A 16501-nucleotide genomic window follows, 5' to 3' on the forward strand; every position below is an offset into this window, starting at 1 on the left:
TGGTGTGGAAGGGTTTTCCGGCCGGGTCAGACGGTGACGCGTCGCATGGTGGCGAAACCGCCGGCCCCCGCGACGCAGACCAGCAGCGCGAGCACCCCGGTCATCCCGCCCACGGTCAGCGTGCTGAAGAACGCGCCGAGCTTCGACCAGGAATCGGTCCAGCTGAGCACCAGCACCCCGCCCAGCGCCACCAGTACCTGCGCGGCGGAGAACAGGACGACGCCCACGACCGCCGCGCGGCGGTAGATCAGGCCGTACCACATGCCGTAGACGAACATCAGCGCCAGCAACACGAACGACGTGAGCAGCGTCAGATACCAGGAGCCGTCGAGCAGCCAGGGGACCCGGAAGTAGTGGAGGCCGAGCCCCCAGCCGCCGGTGCCCTCCTCGATCGCCTGGAACACGGCGATCCCCACCGAGTACAGCGCGGACAACCCGGTGATCAGCAGGACGGTGCCCAGGTAGTACGACCGCCTCGACACACCCAGCGCCAGCCCGAACGGCAGCGATTTCGTCATGCTCAAGGCGCCGCAGACGAGCATGAACACGTACATCGTCGCCAGGCCACCCGAGTAGTTCTCTTCGGGGGTTTCGGGCAGCAGTGAGAAAATGGCGAGGTTGACGAAGAACGCGAAGAACGTGACACCGATCGGAAGGACCACGAACTGGATCCGGTCCACCAGGTGGTAACGCGCGACCTTGATCAGGGTGTTCATGCGGACGCCTCCTCTGCGGTCTGTCCGTTGGAGGTGTGCACCATCAATTGCTGCAGGGACAACGGTTCCAGCTTCAGGTGCAGGGCCTGGGCCCGCGCCTTCGCCGCGGCGTCGACCGCGTCGGCGATGGTGACCGAAGCCCGCGAACCGATCTTGCGGCGGTGCAGTACCCGCCGTCCGGCGACGAAGGTCTCCACCGCCGTGGCCGGTCCGCTGACCGTGGCGGCCGCGCCGCGCAGGTCGTCGGCGGGCGCGTCGAGGACCACGCGGCCCTTGTCGATCATCACGACGTGCTCCAGCAGATCGGCCACCTCGTCGATCAGGTGCGTGGAGAGCAGCACCGTGCGCGGATGAGCCGAGTAGTCGTCGAGCAAGCGGTCGTAGAACAGCTGCCGCGCGACGGCGTCGAGGCCGGCGTACGGCTCGTCGAGCAGCGTGAGTTCCGCGCGTGCCGCCAGCCCGATGGTGATCGACAGCGCCGAGCGCATCCCCCGCGAGAGCTTCTTGATCGGCCGCTTCGTCGGCAGGTCGAAGTCGCGGAGCAGGGTGTCGGCCAGTTCGGCGTCCCAGTTCGGGTAGAACCACGACGCCGCCGCGAGGGCGTGGCGCACCTTGAAGTCCGGGAACTGCTGGTCCTCGCGGACGAGCACCAGGCGCTGGAGCACCCGCTCGTTCTCCACCGGGCTTTCCCCGAACACGCGGACGGTGCCCGCGCTGGCGAACTCCTGCGCGGTGATGATGCGCAGGAAGGTGCTCTTGCCCGCGCCGTTGCGGCCCAGCAGGCCGGTGATCTTGCCTTCTTCGATGTCGACCGTCACGTCGCCGAGCGCGAGGTGGTCGCCGTAGCGCCGGGTCAGGCCGGTGGTCGAAATGGTCGGCGTCATGCGGCCGGTCCTCCGTTCTGGTGTCCGTTCCCGCGAATGAGCGAGATCAGGGCTTCGTCGTCGATGCCGAGGCGCCTCGCTTCGACGAGCATCGGGTCGAGGTACTGCTCGGCGAACCGTTTCCGCCGGTCGGTGAGCAGCTTCTCCCGCGCTCCGGCGGCGACGAACATCCCGATGCCGCGCCGCTTTTCGAGCAGGCCGTCGTCGGCGAGCACGTTGATTCCCTTGGCCGCCGTCGCCGGATTGATCCGGTAGAAGGCGGCGAGTTCGTTGGTTGACGGCACGCGTTCCCCCTCGGCCAGGCTTCCCTCGGCGATGTCGTCGGCGATCTGTTCGGCGATCTGCACGAACAGGGGCGTTCCTTCGTCGAGCACGACACCTCCGTCCCCAGTCTTCGTGCACCCACGTCAGGTGCGATGGTTCATTACTGGACTAAGTAACCCATGAACCCCCCGTCGGACGCAAGTCGCCTCCGCCGTGCGCACTACTGTGCAATGCGTGGTACCTTCTCTTGCGTAAGACTGGGAGGGACGCGACTGTGGAGATCAGTCAGCTACTTAAAGGCGTGCTGGACCTCGCCGTTCTCGCGGTGCTTCGCGGAGAGGACGGCTACGGCTACGACGTGCTCCGAAGACTCCGGGTCGCGGGGTTGCAGGAAGTGGGCGACGCCTCGGTGTACGGGACGCTTCGGCGGCTGTACAAGGCAGGCCTGCTGACGTCGTACGTGGTGCCGAGTGAAGAAGGCCCGCATCGCAAGTACTACAGCCTCAACGAGCCGGGTCGCCGTCGCCTCGAGGAATCGGCGCAGACCTGGCGGACTTTCGCTTCGACAATGACCAGCCTGTTGGGAGAGGCAGCATGAGCACGCAGAATCCGACCGCCGTGCGGGTGTATCTGGCGAGGGTCAGGAGCGCGCTCGCCGACCTGCCCGAGAGCGAAGTCGAGGAGATCCTCGAAGACGTCCGTCCTCATCTCGCCGAGATGGAGGCGGAACTGGGGGAGTCGGCCAAGGTCGACGCGCTGATCGAGCGACTCGGCAGCCCCGAGAGCTACGCCGCCGAACTGCGGGCGTCCGGCGGCTATCCGCCGCGTCCGGTCGACGCGGGTGGCGAAACCGCTGTGCTGAGGGCGAAAGCCGGGATCGGCGGAGCGCGCTTCGCGTTCTGGGGCCTGGTCTTCTCGGTGGGTGGTTTCGCGCTCTTCGGCTTCGCGGCCGCGGTGTGGGTGCGGGTGGAACCGTTGCTGGGCCTGCTTTTCGTGGCGCCCGTGTTCGCGATCAGCGTCGCCTACGTGGTCCGGAAGGGGGTCGGCCCGGTCGCGGAACTGCCCGAGGTCGTCAAGCTCCGCGAGATCGGGACGTCTTTCCGGTCCACTAAGGACGGTAAGGGGCTGGCCTTCCTTCGCTCGCTCAAGCCGGCCTGGTGGGTGCTGTGCGCGGCGGTGCTGGTCGTCTTCGGCCTGCTGCTGGTGCTGCGCGACGCCGAGGCGGTGCTGTTGCTGCCGTTGCTGCTCGTCGCGGCGGCCGCGGTGGTGTGGGCGGGGCCGAAGGTGAAGGGGGACCGGCGGCTGCTGTGGCTGGCCGTGCCGGTCTCGGCGTTCGTCATCGGCAGCATGCTCGGCGGGGCGGGCGCGGCGGTCGATCTGATCGCGAAACGCTCCTACGGCGGTGGTTCCTACAACAGCGGCTACACGCCGAACTACAACGACGGCTACGGCAACCCGCAGTTGATGTACGGCAGCCACGACGTGGAGAACATCTACGCGTTCGACGGCGAGGGCAAGCCGTTGACCGAGATCTATCTCTACGACGAGGACGGCCGCCCGCTCAGCACGACGCGGTACGCCTGCGAGAGGAGCACGGGGGAGAAGCGGAAGGTCGGCGACGACAACCGCTATCCGCGTCCGCGGGTCGAGCGGGGAGTGCAGGACGAGCAGGGGAACCTCAACGGCTACAACGGTTCCCGCGGTTACTGTCAGGAGAGGACCGACGTCCCGTTCAGCGCGGCGATCCCGAAGGGTGCGCCGGTGCCGCCCGCTCCGCCCTCGTCCGCTCCGCCCTCGTCCCCGGCTGCGCCGCCGTCCTCCCCCGCTGCGCCGTCGAACTCCACCCAGCCGACACGCTAGGTGGCCCGGGTGGAGGCGACCGTCGGGGGCGCCTCCACCCGCATTTCTTCCTCTGGATGCGGTGGTTGGTGACGCGCACTACCGCATCCAGAGGACGAAATTCGGTGGTGCGGAAAGCGAACCACCGCATCCAGAGGACTGAATGCGGTGGTTCGGGACGCGGCGGGGTGGAACGCGAGGGTCAGTGGGTGAACGCGCTCCTGGCGGCCAGGTCGGCCAGCAGGGCGCGGCCCTTCTCGGCGTTGCGCGGCTGGGCCAGGACGTCGTAGCGCCGGGCGACCAGCTGGCTCTGCGAGAAGAATCCGCGCTTGTTCTTCGACGACGCGTACCCCAATGCGCCGAACAGCAGGTTGAACCCGATACCGCCGACCAGGCCGACGATGATCGGCACCAGTCCGGCGGCCGGGTTCAGCAGGCTCAGCACGAGGCCGAGGACCATACCGAACATCGCGCCCGACAGCGCCGAGCTGGTCAGGATCTTGCTCCAGCTCATCCGCCCGGCGACCCGCTCGACCAGAATCGGTTCGACACCGACGATGGTGACGTCGGTGATCGGGAAGTCCGTTCCCGCGAGGTGGTCGACGGCACGCTGCGCTTCGGAGTACGACTCGTACGAGCCGATCGGCCACCCGCTGGGCAGCGTCGGGAGCTGAGCCCGTCCCTGGGGCTCGGTGAACGTGGTCTGCTGCGTGAATGCCTGTGTCATTCCTTCTCACCTCTCTTGATCCGTACAACGTTCCGGATGTGCGGATCTCCTCCCGATACGGCGGGATTCACAGCATCTTCTCAGCCGGGCATCACAGACAATCCGCCCAGGGATCAACTACAGTCCGCAATGGATAACCAACTAGACCATTGCCCGAGTTGACCTGACCGGGTTGACCCGGTAGGAAGAAGCCGCAAAGGTACCGCTTCGAACCTTTAGGTGAGGCTGATGGCGAACAGGCGCGGCATGCTCACGCTGGATCGGCTCCGGGAACTGGTCGAGGACGGCGCCGTCGACACGGTGCTGGTGGCGATCACCGACATGCAGGGCAGGCTGCAGGGCAAACGCTGCGCCGCCGAATACTTCCTCAACGAGGTCGTCGCGCACGCCACCGAAGCGTGCAATTACCTCCTCGCGGTCGACGTCGACATGAACACCGTCGACGGCTACGCGATGTCGTCGTGGGAGACCGGTTACGGCGACTTCGTCATGCGCCCGGACTTCGACACGCTGCGCCTGCTCCCGTGGCAGGAGGGCACCGCGCTCGTCCTCGCCGACCTAGAACGGGTGCAGGGTGGCGCGGTCGCCCCGTCGCCCCGCCAGATCCTGCGCGGCCAACTCGACCGGCTGGCCGCGCTCGGTCTCGGCGCCTACGTCGGCACCGAACTGGAGTTCATCGTCTTCGACGACACCTTCGAGTCGGCGTGGGACAAGCGGTACCAGGGGCTCCGCCCGGCCAACCAGTACAACGTCGACTACTCGATGCTCGGCACCGCGCGGATCGAGCCGCTGCTGCGCCGGATCCGCAACGACATGGGCGGCGCGGGGCTCTACGTCGAGTCGGCCAAGGGCGAGTGCAACCCCGGCCAGCACGAGATCGCCTTCCGCTACGCCGACGCGCTGACCACCTGCGACAACCACAGCATCTACAAGACCGGGTCCAAGGAGATCGCCGCGCAGGAGGGCAAGAGCCTCACCTTCATGGCGAAGTACAACGAACGCGAGGGCAACTCCTGCCATATCCACATCAGTCTGCGCTCGGCCGAGGGCGAGGCCGTGCTCGCCGGGGACGGCCCCGGCGGGTTCTCCCCGCTGATGGAGCACTTCCTCGCCGGTCAGCTCGCCGGACTGCGTGAGCTGACCTACTTCCTCGCACCGAACATCAACTCCTACAAGCGTTTCGTCCCGGGCAGTTTCGCGCCGACGGCCGTCGCCTGGGGTACCGACAACCGCACGTGCGCGCTCCGCGTCGTCGGGCACGGGGAGTCGCTGCGGACCGAGAACCGGGTACCGGGCGGCGACGTGAACCCGTACCTCGCGGTGGCCGCCCTGATCGCGGCCGGCCTGCACGGTATCGAGAACGAACTGGAGTTGGAGCCGGAGTTCCATGGCAACGCCTATGGTTCCGACAAGCCGACCGTGCCGACGACCCTGCGGGAGGCCGCGGAGCTGCTGGACCGGAGCACGCTCGCCAGGACCGCGTTCGGGGACGAGGTCGTCGACCACTATCTGAACGCGGCGAAGGTCGAACTCACCGCCTATGACGCCGCCGTCACCGACTGGGAGAGGATCCGTGGCTTCGAACGGCTCTGAGCCCGTCATCGGCCTCACCTCCTATCTGGAACCCGCGAAGTTCCTGGTGTGGGAGACCGAGGCCGCGCTGCTGCACCGCGTCTACGTCGACGGGATCGTCGCGGCCGGCGGGATCCCCGTCCTGCTGCCGCCGGTGAGCGACGCGCACGAGCGGCTGGTGTCCGCTGTGGACGGTCTCGTGCTGGTCGGCGGCGCCGACGTCGATCCGGCGCGTTACGGCCAGGACCAGCACGCGACGACGTACACGAGGCCGAACCGGGACACCTTCGAGTTCGGTCTGCTGCGGTCCGCCTTGGCCGCCCGCAAGCCGGTGCTCGGCGTCTGCCGCGGGCTCCAGGTGCTCAGCGTCGCCTTGGGCGGGACGCTCACCCAGCATCTTCCGGACACTTTGGACAGTAAGGATCACCAGCCCGCGCCGGGGACCTTCGGCACCATTACGGTGACCCTTGCCGAGGGCAGCCGGGCCGCGTCGATCCTCGGCGCCGAGACCAAGGTGCCGTGTTATCACCACCAGGCCATCGACAGGCTCGGCGACGGGCTGGTCCCGGTCGGCTGGGCCGCCGACGGCACCATCGAGGCGGCGGAACTGCCCGGCGACGGATTCGTGCTCGGCGTCCAGTGGCATCCGGAACAGAACCCCGGGGACATCAGGCTTTTCGAGGCCCTCATAGCAGCGGCGAAGGAGACGAAGTGACCACCTTCGAGGTCATCAACCCCGCCACCGAAGAGGTGGTGAGGTCGGTCGGGCTGACCTCGGCCGAGGAGACCGACGCGGCGATCGCCCGCGCCCACGCGGCGTACCCCGCCTGGCGTGCGGTGGCCCCCGGCGACCGGGCACGGCTGCTGCGCCGGTTCGCCGACGCCGTCGACGCCGACATCGAGAACCTCGCCAAGTTGGAAGTCGCCAACGCGGGTCACACGATCGGCAACGCCCGCTGGGAGGCGGGGAACGTCCGCGACGTGCTGACCTACTACTCGGCGTCGCCGGAACGGTTGAGCGGCAAGCAGATCCCGGTTCCCGGTGGCGTGAACATGACGTTCCACGAGCCGCTCGGCGTGGTCGGCGTGATCGTGCCGTGGAACTTCCCGATGCCCATCGCGGGCTGGGGTTTCGCGCCGGCCCTCGCCGCCGGGAACACCGTCGTGCTCAAACCGGCGGAGCTCACCCCGCTGACCGCGATCCGGCTCGGTGAACTCGCCCGCGAGGCGGGGATCCCCGAGGACGTCTTCCAGGTGCTCCCCGGCAAGGGATCGGTGGTGGGACAGCGTTTCGTGGACCATCCCGCGGTACGCAAGGTCGTCTTCACCGGCTCCACCGAGGTCGGCAAGCAGATCATGGCGGGCTGCGCCGCCCAGGTGAAGCGGGTGACGCTGGAGCTGGGCGGCAAGAACGCGAACATCGTGTTCGCCGACGCCGACCTGGAGAAGGCCGCGGCCACGGCGCCGTACGGGGTGTTCGACAACGCCGGGCAGGACTGCTGCGCGCGGTCGCTGATCCTCGTGCAGGCCAGTGTGTACGAGAAGTTCATGGAGCTGCTGGAGCCCGCCGTGAACGGCGTGGTCGTCGGGGATCCGCGGCTGGAGATGACCGAGATGGGGCCGCTGATCTCGGCCGGGCACCACGCGAAGGTGTCGTCCTATGTGGACGATTCCGCACCGGTGGCCTTCCGGGGAAGCGCTCCGCTGGGGCCGGGCTACTGGTTCCCGCCGACCGTCGTCACCCCGCCGGACCTGCGGCATCCGCTGGCCTCGGACGAGATCTTCGGGCCCGTCGTGGCGGTCGTCCCGTTCGAGGAGGAGGCGGACGCGGTCACCATGGCCAACCACACCGAGTACGGCCTGTCCGGCTCGATCTGGACCCGCGACGTCGGCCGGGCTTTCCGCGTCGCGCGCGGCGTCGAGGCCGGAAACCTTTCGGTCAACTCGCATTCGTCCGTCCGGTACTGGACACCGTTCGGCGGCTTCAAGCAGTCCGGGCTCGGCCGGGAACTCGGCCCGGACGCGCTCGACGCCTTCACCGAGACCAAGAATGTTTTCATCAGCACGGAGGAATGATGGTTCAGCGTTTCGAGGGCCGCGTCGCGGTCATCACCGGTGGTAGCAGCGGCATCGGTCTCGCCACCGCCCGCAGGCTGGCGAGCGAGGGAGCGAAGGTCGTCATCGGCGACATCTCGGCGGAGCAGGGCAAGGCGGCGGCCGACGAGGTCGGCGGCCTGTTCGTGCAGGCCGACGTCACCGACGCAGACCAGGTCGAGGCCCTGTTCCAGACCACTGTGGACACCTTCGGTTCGGTCGACGTGGCGTTCAACAACGCCGGCATCTCCCCGCCCGAGGACGACTCGATCCTGACCACCGGCATCGACGCGTGGGAGAAGGTGCAGAAGGTCAACCTGACTTCGGTGTACCTGTGCTGCAAGGCCGTGCTGCCGCATATGCAACGGCAGGGCAAGGGGTCGATCATCAACACGGCGTCGTTTGTCGCGGTGATGGGCGCGGCGACGTCGCAGATCTCCTACACCGCGTCCAAGGGCGGGGTGCTGGCGATGAGCCGTGAGCTGGGCGTGCAGTTCGCGCGGGAGAACATCCGGGTCAACGCGCTGTGCCCGGGGCCGGTGAACACGCCGCTGCTGAAGGAGCTCTTCGCGAAGGACCCCGAGCGGGCCGCGCGACGGCTGGTGCACGTGCCGGTCGGGCGGTTCGCCGAACCGGAGGAGATCGCGGCGGCGGTCGCGTTCCTGGCCAGCGACGACGCCTCGTTCATCACGGCGTCCCAGTTCCTGGTGGACGGCGGCATCTCGGGCGCCTACGTCACCCCGCTGTGATCCCGCGTTTAGTCCTCTGAATGCGTCACCGCCCGAACCGCGACGGTCCGTGAAGGCCTCCTTCCCTACTCTCAAGGTCAGGGTCCCGGCAAAGTCGCAGAGTTGCTGATCGGCGCTGCTCTTGATGGTCCGGATGTGCCATCACTGGTGCCTGCGAGGTTCGAGTGTGGAGGATTTGGGACGGTGAATGTCCCAAATCCTCCACACTCGGGGGTGCGCCGGGTTCCGGGGCATGTCCTGATCCCGTGTTGATCAAGCTATGCGACCGGGCGCGAACCCCGCGTCCATGCGTCACTCGTCCCGGTGGCCGGGATGGCGGGCCGCTGACCTGCGCTGTAGGTCTGAGATCGCGGAGCCGCCCGGCTCCCGAGCCCTGGAACAGCGGAGGCCAAGGATGACCCGGCAGATGAGCACCGCCATGCGCGACTGCATCGACCTGTGCAACGAGTGTCACGTCAGGTGCGAGGAGACGATGACGCGCTGCATGGAGGTCGGCGGCGCCAAGGTCGGGATGATGATGGTGACCTGCGGGGACATGTCCCGGATGTGCGCCGACATGATGATGCGCTGTTCGGCCATGGTCGCCGACCTCGAGATGATGCGCATGTGCGCGAAGATGTGCGGCCTGGCCTCCCAGATGATGCGCCTGTGCGCCCAGGAGTGCGCCAAGACCGGCGACGCCGAACTCGCCGACGCCGCCGACATGATGATGCGCTGCGCCGAGCTGTGCGGCACCATCACCGCCGAGATGATGATGGAGAACGCCTGATCGCCGGGACCCGCCCGGGCACGGCGGGTGTCCGGGCGAACGGCACAAGTGACGTGCCCGGCCTGAAGTAGACGTGCGCCGAACACGCCAGGTACGGTGTGCGCACAACTACAGACAGGGCCGTTGAGCTGGAGCGGGAGAGCCCTCACGAACGTGGTGGGGCACCGAAGGAGCAAACTCCCCGGAATCTCTCAGGTATCCACTACCGCTTCCGCGAGGCCACTCTGGAAAGCAGGCGCGCAAGTGCGTCTCACCCAAGGTGAAAGCCGCATTACCGTGCGGTGAAACTCTCAGGTGCCATGACAGAGGGGGAGTTCCCAGCGCACCGGTCTATCCGGCGCCTGACCCAAGGAGCTCCCTTGACCAGTACGTCCTTCGACGACCGGCACATCGGCCCCTCGGAGTCCGAGCAGGCCAAGATGCTCGCCGAGGTCGGCTACGGCAGTCTCGATGCCCTGGTGCAGGCCGCCGTGCCGTCCGCGATCCGGGTCACCCGCGACCTCGAACTTCCCCCGGCCGCGTCCGAAGAGGACGCCATCGCCGAACTCCGCGCGCTCGCCGCGCTCAACAAGCCGATGACGCAGATGATCGGCCTCGGCTTCCACGACACGGTCACCCCGGCGGTCATCCGCCGCAACGTGCTGGAGAACCCGGCCTGGTACACGGCGTACACGCCGTATCAGCCGGAGATCTCGCAGGGCCGTCTCGAAGCCCTCCTCAACTTCCAGACCATGGTCTCCGAGCTGGCCGGTCTCGCCACCGCGAACGCCTCGCTGCTCGACGAGTCCACCGCCGTCGCCGAGGCCGTCATGCTGATGCGCCGCGTGTCGAAGGCGAAGTCGAACAAGGTCGTCCTCGACGCCGAGTGCCTGCCGCAGACCATCGCGGTCGTCCGCACCCGCGCCGAGGCGATGGGTGTCGAGGTCGAGGTCCGCGACCTGCTCACCGGCCTTCCCGAAGAGTTCTTCGGTGTCGTCGTCCAGTACCCGGGTGCCTCCGGTGTGCTGCGTGGCGCGGGCTTCTACTCCGCCATCTCCGAGACCGCGAAGGCCGCCGGCGCGCTGTACACCGTCGCCGCCGACCTGCTCGCCCTCACGCTGATCACCGCGCCGGGTGAGTTCGGCGCCGACATCGCCGCCGGGTCCACCCAGCGCTTCGGCGTCCCGCTCGGTTACGGCGGCCCGCACGCCGGGTACATGGCCGTCCGCGCCGGGCTCGAGCGTTCGCTGCCAGGCCGTCTCGTCGGGGTCTCGGTCGACGCCGACGGCAACCCCGCGTACCGCCTCGCCCTGCAGACCCGTGAGCAGCACATCCGCCGCGAGAAGGCGACCTCGAACATCTGCACCGCGCAGGTCCTGCCCGCCGTGCTCGCCGCGATGTACGCGGTCTACCACGGTCCCGACGGCCTCAAGCGCATCGCGACGCGCGTCCACGAACTCGCCGCCGGTCTGGCGGACGCCCTCCGCGAGGGTGGTGTCGAGGTCGTCCACGAGGGCTTCTTCGACACGGTCCTCGCCCGCATGCCCGGCCAGGCCGAAGCGGTCGTCGCCGTCGCGCGTGAGAACGGGATCAACCTCGGCCCGGTCGACGCCGACCACGTGCGCATCGCCGTCGACGAGGTCACCACGCCCGCGATCATCGCCAAGGTGCTCAACGCCTTCGGTATCGACGCCGCCGGCACCGCGGCCGCCGGAGCGTTGCCCGCCGGTCTCGACCGCGAGAGCGAGTACCTCACCCACGAGGTGTTCCACTCGCACCGCTCCGAGACCGCGATGCTGCGCTACCTGCGCAGCCTGTCCGACCTCGACTACGCGCTCGACCGCGGCATGATCCCGCTCGGCTCCTGCACGATGAAGCTCAACGCCACCACCGAGATGGAGCCGATCAGCTGGCGCGAGTTCGCGGGTATCCACCCGTTCGCGCCCGCGGACCAGGCCGAGGGCTACCACGTGCTGATCGAGCAGCTCGCGGGCTGGCTGGCCGAGGTCACCGGCTACGACAAGGTGTCGCTGCAGCCGAACGCGGGCAGCCAGGGCGAACTCGCCGGTCTGCTCGCGATCCGCGCGTACCACCACGCGAACGGCCAGGCCGAGCGTGAGGTCTGCCTGATCCCGTCGTCCGCGCACGGCACGAACGCCGCCTCCGCGGTCATGGCCGGAATGCGCGTCGTCGTGGTCAAGTGCACCGACGAGGGCAACGTCGACCTCGACGACCTGCGCGCCAAGGTGGACGCCCACCGCGACACGCTGTCCGCGATCATGGTCACCTACCCGTCCACCCACGGCGTGTACGAGCACGGCATCGACGAGCTGGCCAAGATCGTCCACGACGCGGGCGGCCAGGTCTACGTCGACGGCGCGAACCTCAACGCCCTGCTGGGGCTGGCGAAGCCGGGTGAGTTCGGCGGCGACGTCTCGCATCTGAACCTGCACAAGACCTTCTGCATCCCGCACGGTGGCGGCGGCCCCGGTGTCGGCCCGGTCGCGGTGCGCGCGCATCTCGCGCCGTACCTGCCGAACCACCCGCTGCTGGAGAAGGCGGGTCCGGAGACCGGGGTCGGCCCGATCAGCGCCGCCCCGTTCGGCTCGGCGTCGATCCTGCCGATCTCCTGGGCGTACGTCCGCATGATGGGTGCCGGCGGGCTCACCGCCGCGACCCAGGTCGCGGTCCTCGCCGCGAACTACGTGGCCAAGCGCCTCAACCAGCACTACCCGGTGCTCTACACCGGCCAGGACGGCCTGGTCGCGCACGAGTGCATCCTCGACCTGCGCGGGCTCACCAAGGAGACCGGCGTCAGCGTCGACGACGTCGCGAAGCGCCTGATCGACTACGGCTTCCACGCCCCGACCATGTCGTTCCCGGTCGCGGGCACGCTGATGGTCGAGCCGACCGAGTCCGAGGACCTCGGCGAGATCGACCGCTTCTGCGACGCGATGATCGCCATCCGCGCGGAGATCGACGCCGTCGCGCAGGGCCGCTGGTCCGCGGACAACAGCCCGCTGCGCAACGCCCCGCACACCGCGGAGACCCTGGTCGGCGACTGGGACCTGCCCTACGACCGCGAACTGGCGGTGTACCCCGCCGGGGTGAACCGCAAGGCCAAGTACTGGCCCCCGGTGCGTCGCATCGACGGCGCGCGCGGGGACCGTAACCTCGTCTGCTCCTGCCCGCCGCTCAACGCCTACGAGAACTGAGGCACTTGATGTCGAAAGAGACGTCCCTGCACGGAGTCCACAAAGGACTGGGTGCGCTGTTCACCGACTTCGCGGGCTGGTCGATGCCGATCCGCTATTCCAGCGAACTGGCGGAGCACAAGGCGGTCCGCGAGGCCGCGGGCCTGTTCGACCTGTCCCATATGGCCGAGATCGAGGTGACCGGACCGCAGGCGGCCGAGACCCTCGACTACGCGCTGGTCGGCAACCTGTCCGGCGTCAAGCCGGGCCGGGCGCGCTACACGATGATCTGCGACGCCAGTGGCGGTGTGCTGGACGACCTGGTCGTCTACCGGCTCGCCGACGAGAAGTTCCTGGTCGTGGCCAACGCGGGCAACGCCGACGTGGTCGCGGCGGCGCTGGCCGAGCGGGTCTCCGGCTTCGACGCGGTCGTCGAGAACAAGTCCGAGGACGTCGCGCTGATCGCCGTCCAGGGCCCGAAGGCCGTCGAGATCCTCGGCGCGGTCACCGACGCCGACCTGGGCGCGCTCAAGTACTACGCGAGTGTCCCGGCTGTCGTGAAGGGTCACGACGTCCTGCTCGCCCGCACCGGCTACACCGGCGAGGACGGCTTCGAGCTGTACGTCCCGGCCGGTGAGGCCCCCGCCGTCTGGCGCATCCTGACCGACGCGGGTGAGCCGCACGGTCTGCTCCCCGCCGGGCTCGCCTGCCGCGACACGCTGCGTCTGGAAGCCGGAATGCCGTTGTACGGCAACGAACTCAGCCTCCAGCTGAGCCCGTTCGAGGCCGGTCTCGGCCGCGTCGTCAAGTTCGAGAAGCCCGGCGACTTCGTCGGTAAGGCGGCCCTCGAGGAACTGTCCAAGAAGGACGTTCCGCGCGTGCGCGTCGGGCTCAAGGGGGCCGGCCGTCGCGCGCCGCGTCACGGCTACACGGTCCTGTCCGGCGAGACCGAGATCGGCGAGGTCACCAGCGGTGCCCTGTCGCCGACCCTGGGTTACCCGATCGCCATGGCCTATGTGGACCGGGAGTACAGCGAACCCGGCACCGAGCTCTCCGTCGACATCCGGGGTCGTATCGAACCCGTCGAGGTCGTCGCCCTGCCCTTCTACTCCCGCGCCTGAAAGGCCCTTGAACCACCATGAGCATCCCCCAGGACCTGAAGTACACGAAGGAACACGAGTGGCTGCGCGTCGAGGACGGCGTCGCCACCGTGGGCATCACCGCCTTCGCCGCCGAGTCGCTCGGTGACATCGTGTTCGTCCAGCTGCCCTCGGTCGGTGACACGGTCACCGGCGGCGAGGTGTTCGGCGAGGTCGAGTCGACCAAATCCGTCAGCGAGCTGTACGCACCCGTGGACGGCGAGGTCGTCGAGGTGAACGAGGCCACAACGGACACCCCCGAGGTCATCAACTCGGACCCGTACGCCGAAGGATGGCTCCTGAAGGTGCGTCTGTCCGGCGACGTGCCCGCACTGCTCGACGCCCAGGCCTACGCCGTGCTCACCCAGGAGAGCTGAGATGTTCAACGCAAGCCTGTCCGAAGTGGACCCCGAGGTCGCCGCGGCCGTCGCCGCCGAACTCGACCGTCAGCAGTCGACCCTGGAAATGATCGCGTCGGAGAACTTCGCCCCGGTGGGCGTGCTCGAGGCGCAGGGTTCGGTGCTGACCAACAAGTACGCCGAGGGCTACCCCGGCCGCCGCTACTATGGCGGTTGCGAGCACGTCGACGTCATCGAGCAGCTGGCGATCGACCGCGCGAAGGCCCTGTTCGGCGCCGAGCACGCCAACGTCCAGCCGCATTCGGGCGCGCAGGCCAACGCCGCCGCCATGGTCGCGGTGCTCAACCCCGGCGACACCATCCTCGGGCTCGACCTCGCCCACGGCGGTCACCTGACCCACGGGATGAAGATCAACTTCTCCGGCAAGCTCTACAACGTCGTCGCCTACCACGTCGACAAGGAGACGGGGATCGTCGACGTCGAGGAGATCGAGCGCCTCGCCAAGGAGCACAAGCCGAAGCTGATCATCGCCGGCTGGTCGGCGTACCCGCGTCAGCTCGACTTCGCCGAGTTCCGCCGCATCGCCGACGAGGTCGGCGCGAAGGTCATGGTCGACATGGCGCACTTCGCCGGTCTCGTCGCGGCCGGGCTGCACCCGAGCCCGGTGCCGTACGCGGACATCGTCACCACGACCACGCACAAGACCCTCGGCGGCCCGCGCGGCGGCATCATCCTGTGCCGTCAGGAACTCGCCAAGAAGATCAACTCGGCGGTGTTCCCCGGTCAGCAGGGTGGCCCGCTGGAGCACGTCATCGCCGCCAAGGCCGTCGCGTTGAAGGTCGCCGCGAGCGAGGAGTTCCGCGAGCGTCAGCAGCGCGTCCTCGAAGGCGCGAAGATCCTGGCCGACCGCCTTTCGCGCACGGACTGCGCCGAGGCCGGTGTCCGCGTGCTGACCGGCGGCACCGACGTGCACCTGGTGCTCGTCGACCTGGTCAACTCCACTTTGGACGGTCAGCAGGCCGAGGACCGGCTGCATTCGGTCGGCATCACGGTCAACCGCAACGCCGTCCCGTTCGACCCGCGCCCGCCGATGGTCACCTCGGGCCTGCGGATCGGCACCCCGGCGCTCGCGACCCGCGGCTTCGGTGCCGAGGACTTCGCCGAGGTCGGCGACATCATCGCCGAGGCGCTGCGTCCCGACTTCGACGAGGATCTGCGCCAGTCGCTCTCCGCCCGTGTCGAACTCCTGGCCAAGAAGCACCCGCTGTACGCGGACCTCAACCGATGAGCGCGGTCCCCGAGGGGCGCAAACTTCTCCGGCTCGAAGTCCGCAACGCGCAGACCCCGATCGAGAAGAAGCCGTCGTGGATCAAGACCCGGGCGCGGATGGGCCCGGAGTTCACCGAACTCAAGGGCCTGGTCAAGCGTGAAGGCCTCCACACCGTCTGCGAGGAAGCGGGCTGTCCCAATATCTACGAGTGCTGGGAGGACCGTGAGGCGACGTTCCTGATCGGTGGGGATCAGTGCACGCGGCGGTGTGACTTCTGTCAGATCGACACGGGCAAGCCCGCNNTGCGGTACTCGACGGTGACCGGTGTCGCCCGTGATGATCTCGAAGATGGCGGTGCGTGGCTGTATGCGGAGACCGTGCGTCAGATTCACGCGTTGAACCCCGGTACGGGTGTGGAGTTGTTGATCCCGGACTTCAACGCCGATCCCGACCAGCTGGCCGAGGTGTTCGGGTCGCGGCCGGAGGTGCTGGCGCACAACGTGGAGACGGTGCCGCGGATCTTCAAGCGGATCCGGCCGGGTTTCCGGTACGCGCGGTCGCTGGAGGTCATCACGAAGGCTCGTGAGGCTGGTCTGGTGACGAAGTCGAACCTGATCCTCGGCATGGGTGAGACTCCCGACGAGGTCGGTCCGGCGATGAAGGATCTGGTCGACGCGGGCTGCGAGATCTTGACGATCACCCAGTATTTGCGTCCGTCGCCGCGGCATCATCCGGTGGATCGGTGGGTGAAGCCGGAGGAGTTCGTCGAGCACTCCAACGCGGCCGAGGCGATGGGTTTCGCGGGTGTGATGGCGGGGCCGCTGGTGCGGTCGTCGTACCGGGCGGGGCGGTTGTTCGCGCAGACCAAGGCCCATCGCGGCGAAGCGCTGTCGGAGAACCTGGCGCACCTCGCCGCCGAAGGACCAGCCGCTCAGGAAGCCAGCTC

General features: G+C 68.3%; 16 protein-coding genes and 1 riboswitch. Of the genes, 12 read left to right on the forward strand and 4 right to left on the reverse strand.

Annotated elements, in window-relative coordinates:
- Positions 1–26: 26 nt before the first annotated feature.
- Genes L324_RS21645 through L324_RS21655 form a run of 3 tightly spaced genes read right to left on the reverse strand, consistent with a single transcriptional unit; the run spans position 27 to position 1974 of the window.
- Entirely contained in the window at positions 27–716 is a 690-nt protein-coding gene (locus L324_RS21645; RefSeq protein WP_037311486.1) for a hypothetical protein, read from the reverse strand.
- Positions 713–1600: an ABC transporter ATP-binding protein gene (locus L324_RS21650; RefSeq protein ID WP_037311489.1), complete on the reverse strand. Its 888-nt coding sequence runs from the start codon at positions 1598–1600 to the stop codon at positions 713–715. Before L324_RS21650 ends, L324_RS21645 begins: the two co-directional genes overlap by 4 nt.
- Positions 1597–1974, reverse strand: coding sequence for a GntR family transcriptional regulator (locus L324_RS21655; protein ID WP_037311493.1), 378 nt, complete (start codon positions 1972–1974; stop codon positions 1597–1599). The genes L324_RS21650 and L324_RS21655 overlap by 4 nt, the downstream gene beginning before the upstream one ends.
- Positions 1975–2138: 164 nt before the next feature.
- On the opposite strand from L324_RS21655, the gene L324_RS21660 reads away from it, so the two are divergent.
- Entirely contained in the window at positions 2139–2462 is a 324-nt protein-coding gene (locus L324_RS21660; protein WP_037311497.1) for a PadR family transcriptional regulator, read from the forward strand.
- Positions 2459–3724, forward strand: a complete 1266-nt coding sequence (locus L324_RS21665; RefSeq protein ID WP_037311500.1) for a DUF1700 domain-containing protein — start codon at positions 2459–2461, stop codon at positions 3722–3724. Before L324_RS21660 ends, L324_RS21665 begins: the two co-directional genes overlap by 4 nt.
- A gap of 181 nt (positions 3725–3905) precedes the next feature.
- Here the strand turns inward: L324_RS21665 and L324_RS21670 are convergent, their stop codons facing one another.
- Positions 3906–4430: a YflT domain-containing protein gene (locus L324_RS21670; RefSeq protein WP_037311504.1), complete on the reverse strand. Its 525-nt coding sequence runs from the start codon at positions 4428–4430 to the stop codon at positions 3906–3908.
- A 228-nt stretch (positions 4431–4658) separates the two neighbouring features.
- Here L324_RS21670 and L324_RS21675 point away from each other — a divergent pair, with 228 nt between their 5' ends.
- The 10 genes from L324_RS21675 to L324_RS21720 form a co-directional block, all read left to right on the forward strand.
- Positions 4659–6023, forward strand: a complete 1365-nt coding sequence (locus tag L324_RS21675) for a glutamine synthetase family protein (RefSeq protein WP_081736420.1) — start codon at positions 4659–4661, stop codon at positions 6021–6023.
- Positions 6004–6717 (forward strand): gamma-glutamyl-gamma-aminobutyrate hydrolase family protein, encoded by a 714-nt coding sequence (locus L324_RS21680; protein ID WP_037311507.1) that lies wholly within the window; start codon positions 6004–6006, stop codon positions 6715–6717. The genes L324_RS21675 and L324_RS21680 overlap by 20 nt, the downstream gene beginning before the upstream one ends.
- Positions 6714–8078 carry an aldehyde dehydrogenase family protein gene (locus tag L324_RS21685; RefSeq protein ID WP_037311510.1) on the forward strand — a complete coding sequence of 455 codons (1365 nt, stop codon included), beginning with the start codon at positions 6714–6716 and terminating at the stop codon, positions 8076–8078. Before L324_RS21680 ends, L324_RS21685 begins: the two co-directional genes overlap by 4 nt.
- Positions 8078–8845, forward strand: coding sequence for a 3-oxoacyl-ACP reductase (locus L324_RS21690; protein ID WP_037311513.1), 768 nt, complete (start codon positions 8078–8080; stop codon positions 8843–8845). Before L324_RS21685 ends, L324_RS21690 begins: the two co-directional genes overlap by 1 nt.
- Positions 8846–9251: 406 nt before the next feature.
- Positions 9252–9614, forward strand: coding sequence for a four-helix bundle copper-binding protein (locus L324_RS21695; RefSeq protein ID WP_235783604.1), 363 nt, complete (start codon positions 9252–9254; stop codon positions 9612–9614).
- A gap of 124 nt (positions 9615–9738) precedes the next feature.
- Positions 9739–9832, forward strand: a riboswitch (glycine riboswitch).
- 141 nt (positions 9833–9973) lie between these two features.
- Positions 9974–12808 (forward strand): aminomethyl-transferring glycine dehydrogenase, encoded by a 2835-nt coding sequence (gene gcvP / locus L324_RS21700; protein ID WP_037311519.1) that lies wholly within the window; start codon positions 9974–9976, stop codon positions 12806–12808.
- A gap of 8 nt (positions 12809–12816) precedes the next feature.
- On the forward strand, positions 12817–13908 hold the full coding sequence (gene gcvT / locus L324_RS21705; RefSeq protein WP_037311522.1) for a glycine cleavage system aminomethyltransferase GcvT: 1092 nt from the start codon (positions 12817–12819) through the stop codon (positions 13906–13908).
- A gap of 17 nt (positions 13909–13925) precedes the next feature.
- Positions 13926–14303 (forward strand): glycine cleavage system protein GcvH, encoded by a 378-nt coding sequence (gene gcvH, locus L324_RS21710; RefSeq protein WP_037311525.1) that lies wholly within the window; start codon positions 13926–13928, stop codon positions 14301–14303.
- A gap of 1 nt (position 14304) precedes the next feature.
- On the forward strand, positions 14305–15573 hold the full coding sequence (glyA, locus tag L324_RS21715) for a serine hydroxymethyltransferase (protein ID WP_037311528.1): 1269 nt from the start codon (positions 14305–14307) through the stop codon (positions 15571–15573).
- Positions 15570–16501 (forward strand): lipoyl synthase (locus tag L324_RS21720; protein ID WP_037311531.1); only part of this gene is annotated, 932 nt, incomplete at its 3' end. The genes glyA and L324_RS21720, both read left to right, overlap by 4 nt.

Origin of the sequence: Amycolatopsis orientalis DSM 40040 = KCTC 9412 (assembly GCF_000478275.1) — a bacterium.
In the GTDB taxonomy this organism is placed as follows: Bacteria; Actinomycetota; Actinomycetes; order Mycobacteriales; family Pseudonocardiaceae; genus Amycolatopsis; species Amycolatopsis orientalis.